This is a genomic window from Rhizobium sp. P1_E1, assembly GCF_056406015.1.
This window is the reverse complement of the sequence record NZ_JBFUAY010000212.1, coordinates 1-7,041: the sequence shown is the minus strand read 5'-3', so window position 1 is coordinate 7,041 and position 7,041 is coordinate 1. Positions and strand designations below refer to the sequence as shown.

At 61.5% G+C, this 7,041-nt stretch carries 5 protein-coding genes; 1 reads left to right on the top strand and 4 read right to left on the bottom strand.

The features are described 5' to 3' along the window. The 3 genes from AC1D1Z_RS31670 to melA form a co-directional block, all read right to left on the bottom strand. A partial coding sequence (locus AC1D1Z_RS31670; protein WP_477852798.1) for an ABC transporter permease occupies positions 1 to 991 on the bottom strand: 991 nt, incomplete at its 3' end. 173 nt (positions 992 to 1,164) lie between these two features. Further along, the gene (locus AC1D1Z_RS31665) at positions 1,165 to 3,252 is read right to left on the bottom strand and encodes an ABC transporter substrate-binding protein (RefSeq protein ID WP_477852796.1); all 2,088 of its coding nucleotides are present in this window, start codon (positions 3,250 to 3,252) and stop codon (positions 1,165 to 1,167) included. A 122-nt stretch (positions 3,253 to 3,374) separates the two neighbouring features. Beyond that, complete coding sequence (gene melA, locus AC1D1Z_RS31660) at positions 3,375 to 4,841, bottom strand: alpha-glucosidase/alpha-galactosidase (RefSeq protein WP_446973659.1); 1,467 nt, start codon at positions 4,839 to 4,841, stop codon at positions 3,375 to 3,377. A gap of 60 nt (positions 4,842 to 4,901) precedes the next feature. Here melA and AC1D1Z_RS31655 point away from each other — a divergent pair, with 60 nt between their 5' ends. Next, entirely contained in the window at positions 4,902 to 5,927 is a 1,026-nt protein-coding gene (locus AC1D1Z_RS31655) for an AraC family ligand binding domain-containing protein (RefSeq protein ID WP_477852794.1), read from the top strand. A 25-nt stretch (positions 5,928 to 5,952) separates the two neighbouring features. On the opposite strand, the gene AC1D1Z_RS31650 is transcribed toward AC1D1Z_RS31655, so the two are convergent. Then, positions 5,953 to 7,014: a class I SAM-dependent methyltransferase gene (locus tag AC1D1Z_RS31650; protein WP_446950777.1), complete on the bottom strand. Its 1,062-nt coding sequence runs from the start codon at positions 7,012 to 7,014 to the stop codon at positions 5,953 to 5,955. Between the last annotated feature and the right edge of the window lie 27 nt (positions 7,015 to 7,041).

The following is a 7,041-nucleotide window of genomic DNA, read 5'->3' as shown; positions in this document are numbered from 1 at the left end:
GGCGGACACGGGGATCGAGCAGGGCGAGCAGCATGTCGGCGATGATGTTGCCGACGATCAGCGTCGCCGACAGCACCATCATGAAGGTGGCGGTGACATAGACGTCGCCGACCGCCATCGAGCCGACGATCGCCGGGCCGACGGTCGGCAAAGCGAAGATGATCGCGGTTTCGATCTCGCCGGTCAGCATGTAGGGCAACACGACGCCCTGATACATCACCAGCGGGTGCAGCGCGTTCGGCACCGCATGGCGCATCACCACGGCTGCGCCGGAAAGCCCCTTGGCCTTGGCCGTCTCGACATATTGGGCATTCAGCGTATCGAGCAGATTGCCGCGCATGACGCGCATATTGTAGGCGAGCCCACCGAAGGTGGCGATCGCCACGACCGGCCAGACATGGTGAACCAGATCGACAAATTTCGCCCACGACCAGGGCGCCCCGCCATATTGCGGCGAGAAAAAGCTGCCGATTTCGGAGACGTTAAGCTGGAAAACCAGGAGATAGACGATGATCAGCGCCATCAGGAAGCGCGGCACCGTCATGCCGAGGAAGGAAATCCCCGAAAGCAGGCTGTCGATCCAGCTGTATTGGCGCGTCGCCGCCCAGATGCCGAAGCCGATGCCGAGAACCGAGGCGAAGAGGTGGCAGACGAGCGCCAGAAGCAACGTCCGCGGCAGGCGTTCACCGACGACATCGGCGACCGGCTTGTTGTAAAACATGCTGTAACCGAAATCACCGCGGGTCACGATCCCGCCGATCCAGTTGACGTATTGGACGACCAGCGGCTTATCGAGGCCGTGTTCGACCCGGTAGAGCTGCGCCTGCGCTTCGGCCTGGGCATAGGATGCGCCGCCCTGGTTGATCAGCTGGGATCTTATATAATCGGCGTAGTCGCCGGGTGGTGCCTGGATGATCGCGAAGGTCACCACACTCAGGATGAAGAGAATGGGGATCGCAGAGGCTATGCGCACGAGCAGGAATCGTAACATCGAACGGTTCGCTTCTCCTTGCCGCCAGTCGCTCCTTGTCAGCGCGGCCGGCTTGTTGGTCATATCAGGCCGCGCGCCACGCGCGGCCTGTATCTCACTTCAGCTGGGAGGGAACTCTCCAGCGTCGCATCACATGCGACGCGCTTTAGCTCTTTGTGTCCTGATGACAGGCATCAGTTAATCGGGCCCTTTTCGCCGGGCTTGCCGGGCAGCTGTTCGGGGAACAGCTCGTATTTGCCCTGCTTGTCCGCAGCCACCCACAGGCGTTCGCGGATCACCGAATCTTCAGCCCAGTTGAACATCATGATCGGCGTACCCTGGGGCACGTTGGAGAACCGCTTGTTGACGATCAGCGCGCCGGGATATTCCGTCAGGCCGACGGTGTTGACGTGCTCCGTCGAGATCTTCTGATACTGCTTCATCAGATCGACGCGCTCGTCGTTGTTCTGGCTCGTCCTGAACTTGTTGACGACGTCGACAAGCTCCTTTTCGAAGGGCATCAGATCGAGCTGATCATCCTTGCCGGCGCGATGGTGCCAGCTAGTGCGCGGGCCGACCGGGGCAAGCTGTTCGGTGTTCTGCACCACCGACGACAGTTCCGTCGTGTTGCGCTGAATCAGCCAGTCGAAGCGGCCGGCATAATGGGCGTCRTCACGCTTGGCCCCATCGAGCGCGTTGATGACGATCTTCAGCCCGAGTTTTTCCATCTGGCCGACGACACCTTCGGCAAGGCTCTTGTCGGTCGTGTACTGATTGTTGATCAGCATGACGATTTCGACATCCTTGCCACCGAGCGTCCCGGCCGGAAAGTTCACGATGCCGTTGCCGTCGGTGTCCTTGAGACCGGCTTTGGCGAGCTCCGCCTTGGCGCCCTCAAGATCATAGGGGTAGTAAACGGTCGAGTTGCGGTCGTAGAAGCTGGTGCCGGAGGAGAGCCCACCGGGATAGATCGCGGTGAACGGTCCCTTGACCAGCGAGTCGCCGATTGCCTTGCGGTCGAGCGCCATGGTGACGGCCTTGCGGAAGTCCTCGTTACGGTTCAGCTCACGGATCGCCTCACCGCGCTCGTCCGGGTTGCCCCAGCCGTTGGCGGAGAAGTTCATGCGGAGATTGTAGCCGATCAGGCGCGGGCCGAAGGCAAGGCGGGCGGGCGCCGTCTTCTCTGCGGCACGCTTCAGCGAGGCGACGAAGTTCTCCGGCTGCTCGAGGTTCGAGAAGTCGGCTGATCCTGCCACGGCCTGGACGTCACGGTCGGCCCAGGTCGAGAGCTTGTAGTGCAGCTCATTCAGATAAGGCAGCTGATCGCCCTTCTCGTCGACCTTCCAGTAATAGGGGTTGCGGCGCATGACGATGATGTCGTCCGGCCGATATTCAACCGGTACCCAGGCGCCCATGACCGGCATGTTCATGAACTCGGGCGGGAAGGCGTTCTTGAACTGGTCGTAGGTGTTCTTCGAATATTTCGGATGCTTCGACTTCAGGATGTGCGAGGGACCCGGGCAGAAATTCGGGTAGGACATCGTGTAGAGATATTGCTTCGGGAAGGCCTCCTTGAAGGTCCATTCGACGGTGTAATCGTCGACCTTCTTCAGCGTCGTCCCGGCGCCGAAGGCTTCCGGCGATGCGCCGCCGCCGAGCGGCGAGACGTTCGGGTCGATGACTTCGTCGTCCCAGTAGAACATGATGTCGTCGGCATTGAACGGCGCGCCGTCTGACCATTTGGCGCCTTCGATCAGGTGCATGGTCAGCTTGTGGCCGTCTTCGGACCAGTCCCAGCTCTTGGCGAGGTTCGGCAGCGGCTCGGTGTCTGAGGCCTGCACCTGGAACAGCGGCGCGGTGCGCGTCAGGCATTCGGAGAGGCCGATATCGATGCCGCCCCAGCCCTGCGTCTGGCCGGCGCCGTAGTTCCAGCCTTCCGGCCGGCCGCCGATGACGTGGCGCATCGTATCGCCGTAGACGCCGATGCCGTCGGGCATATTGCCTGTCTTGAAGACCAGCGGCTCCTTCGGCAGCCGATCCTTGACCGGCGGCAGCTTGCCGGTGGCGACGAAATTCTTCGTGACCCAGTCGGGCTCGTGATATTCGGGCAGCGCCTTGAACTCCAGGATGGAGTCGCGCGCGACATAGTTGATCTTGCCTTCGGCCGGAAAGTCCGCCGGCGCCGGTGGAACGGTTGGCTCGGAGGCATATGCATTCAGCGCCGCGGCTGAGACGCTGAGCGCCAGTCCGGCCAGAATGCTTGCGTTACGAAAACTCATCATCGTTTCTCCCTTTTGTTCCGGAGCGCGATCGCGCGGCTCCCTTCTCCTCGAACACGTGAAACCGGGCCGGACGCCGCGGATTTCCCTCCCGGAAACCCCCGGCAACCCAAGCTTCACGAAAATCAGACGGCCTTTTTCAGCGCCGCCTTTTCCGCGCGCAGCTCCTCGATCGAGCGAACGTTGCGGCGTGCGGCCCCCGCCCAGTCGCGGGTCTGCACCTTCGATTTCGACAGCCGCTCCTTGGCGGCCGGCACGGCATCGGCATATTGCGGCAGCCAGGAGGCCTGGGCAACGACCATCTCGTCGACCATCTGCCAGACCTCTTCCGGCGTCGAGACGGCACCGACCAGCGGATCGTGCAACACGGCAAGCTTCAGAAGGTCGATATCGCCCGATATGGCCGCGTGTACCGACATGCGCTGGACGTTGATCGAGGAAATGCAGGTGGCGGCGCAGGCTTCCGGCAGGGTGACGCCCGAGACCATGTTGATGCCGAAGCGGTCGACGAAGCCTGGCGATTCGATGATCGCGTCGGACGGCAGATTGGTAATGACGCCGTTATTCTTGACGTTGAAATGGCCGCGATAGACCCGGTTTGTCTCCAGCGCCTCCAGGATATGGCTGGCATGCTCGTTCGAGCGCTTGGCAGGATCGATCGGTTGCGAGGCGGATTCGAGGAACTGCGGATATTCCGTCTCGAACCAGTTGCGCGTTTCCGTCGAATGACGAAGGTAGCCGCCGGTCTCGCCGTGGATCCAGTCGGACATGTCGATCCAGCGGGTGATCTCATCCGGCCGCTTGCGGTACCAGGGCAGGTATTCCGAGAGATGGCCGTTGCTTTCGGTGGAATAGACGCCGAAACGCTTCAGCACGTCGATGCGCAGTTTCTCCTGCTGCGAAAAGACTGGATGCGCCTCGAAGGCGGCGACCAGTTCGTCCTTGCCGATCCTGCGGCCGTTGAGGCGCAGGTCGATGAACCAGGTCTGGTGATTGATGCCGGAGCAGATGTAGTCGAGCTCGCTCACCGACTTCGCGCCGAGCACTTCGGCGATCTGTTCGGCGCCATGCTGGACGCCGTGGCAGAGGCCGACGGTATCGACCTTGCCGTATTCGATCGCCGCCCAGGTGTTCATCGCCATCGGGTTGGCATAGTTCAGGAATTTCGCACCGGGCTCGGCGACCTCACGGATATCCTTGCAGAAGTCGAGAATGACCGGGATGTTGCGCTGGCCGTAGAGGATGCCGCCTGCGCAGATCGTATCGCCGACGCACTGGTCGATGCCGTATTTTAGCGGGATACGGATATCATCGGCATAGGCCTCGAGGCCGCCGACCCGGACGCAGCTGATGATGTAGCGCGCGCCTTCCAGCGCCTTGCGCCGGTCGGTCGTMGCCGTCACTTTCGTTGGCAGCCCGTTCGCCTCGACGACGCGGTCGAGGATCGCCTTGATCATCTCGAGATTATGTTCGCTGAGATCCGTCAGCGCGAATTCGATGTCACGAAACTCCGGAACGCACAATATATCGGTGAACAGCTTCTTGGTGAACCCGACGCTGCCCGCACCGATGATAGCGATTTTGAAACTCATGATCTTCACCTCGACCCAATCGAATGCTAAGGAAAAGAAGGCTATGGAGGATCGGGCCGCATGCTGACGCATGTGGCTGAAAACGCCGTAAAATCTGCCTTTTTCCTCCCGGCCGCTCTGTCGGCCGTGGTCTCTTCCTCTTGTCGAGCGGGATTATGCCCGAAATCGGCAGGGCGACCAGAGAAGGATTATGCTTTCAGGGGTAATTTTGTGCTGCAGGATTTGATCGCCAACGGACAGTCGATGAGGACGGTTTCGCTGCCCCGGGGCCGCCAGCGGCTGCACGCCATGCCGACCAGCGCCGGATACGAAGTGCGCGAGAACGAGACCTATGACTGGGATGGCCGCCGGCGCGGCCAGACCCCCTTCACCGTGCTGCAGCACACGATCAGCGGCAGCGGCAAGCTGCGCTATCAAAACCGCAACTATCGCCTTCAGGGCGGCGACACGCTGCTCGTTCTGGTGCCGCACAATCATCGCTACTGGCTGGAGAAGGGCGACCGCTGGGAATATTTCTGGATCTCGATGAATGGCGAGGAAACGCTGCGCATCCACCAGATGGTGCTTTCCACCGCCGGCCCGGTGCTGAAACTGCAGCCTTCGACCATCGATCATCTCGCCGACTGCAGCCTGCGCCTCGTCAAGGGCGCAACGTCGCCGGGTGCTGCCTCGGCGATTGCCTATGAAGCGGCGATGGCACTTTACGACGATGTCTTCGRCTCGCCTGCTTTTGCCGCCGAGCTCAGTGTCATGCAGCCGGTGATCGACCATATCAATGCCAATCTCGAAAAGCCACTGCCGGTCAGCGAGCTTGCCGGCATTGTCGGCCTCAGCCGCGCGCATTTCTCGCGCAGCTTTGCCGAGAGCGAGGGCATGCCGCCGGCCGAATTCGTGCTGCAGCAACGTCTGCAGCGCGCCGTCAAGCTTCTGACCAAGGCAGACTTCCTGCCGGTCAAGGAAGTCGCCATCATGTGCGGCTTCGAGGACCCCAACTATTTCTCCAAGGTCTTCCGCCGCGTCTATGGCACCAATCCCACCGAATTCCGCACGACGGGCATGTATGCCAGCATCGGCAAGCTGAGATAGCTTGCCGCCTGGCAACCCAGTTGCGTCAGGCCCGCACCTCGAACACCATGTTGAACGGGGTTTCCGTGGCGCGACGGAAATGCGTGAAGCCGGCGTCGAGCGCGACCTTTCGAAGCTTCATTTCTCCCGCCTGCGCGCCGAGCCCGAGCCCCACCTCCTGGGAGAGCGATGCCGGCGTGCAGATCATCGTCGATGCTCCATAATAGACGCGGCCGACCGGGTTGAGATTGTCCTTGAGATGGTCATTGGCAAAGGGCTCGACGATCAGCCACGTCCCGTTCGGCCCAAGCGTTTCCTTGACATGCCGGCCGGCGCCGACCGGATCGCCCATGTCGTGAAGGCAGTCGAACATGGCAACCATGTCATAGCCGCGCCCCGGAAATTCCGCAGCCGACCCCTGCTGGAAGGTCACACGGTCGGAGACACCAGCATCCTTCGCGGCGGCCTTTGCTCTTTCGATCGACGGCCCGTGATAGTCGAAGCCGGTGAAGCGGGAAGCGGGATAGGCCTGCGCCATCAGGATGGTCGAGGCACCGTGACCGCAGCCGACGTCTGCGACACTGGCGCCGGCCTTGAGCTTTGCCTCGACCCCGGCAAGAGCCGGAATCCATTCGTTGACGAGATGGCTGTTATAGCCGGGGCGAAAGAACCGCTCGGTGCCCCGAAAGAGGCAGGTGCTGTGCTCATGCCAGCCGAGACCCTTGCCGGTGCGGAAGGCATCGGCGATCTTGGGTTCGTCCATCCACATGGATTGGACGACCTCGAAGGCGCCGACGAAGAAAGCGGGGCTGTTTTCCTCGGCGAATACCATCGCCTGCTCCGGCGTCAGGCTGAAACGATCCGTCTTTTCATCGTAAGCGACATAGTCGGCGGCCGCCTGGGCGCTCAGCCATTCCCTGAGATAGCGCTCCTTTATTCCGGTTTTCGTGGCTAGATCCTGGACGCTCATCGGCGTTCCGTCGGCCATCGCCTTGAAGATTCCGACCTGGTCGCCAAGCACGACCAAGGCACCTGACATGGCGGCGCCAACGTCACCAACAAGACGACCGACGAGCGCATCGAGTTTTTGCATATCTGGCTCACGCATTGTTACCTCCCGGGTGCGTGATAAGGA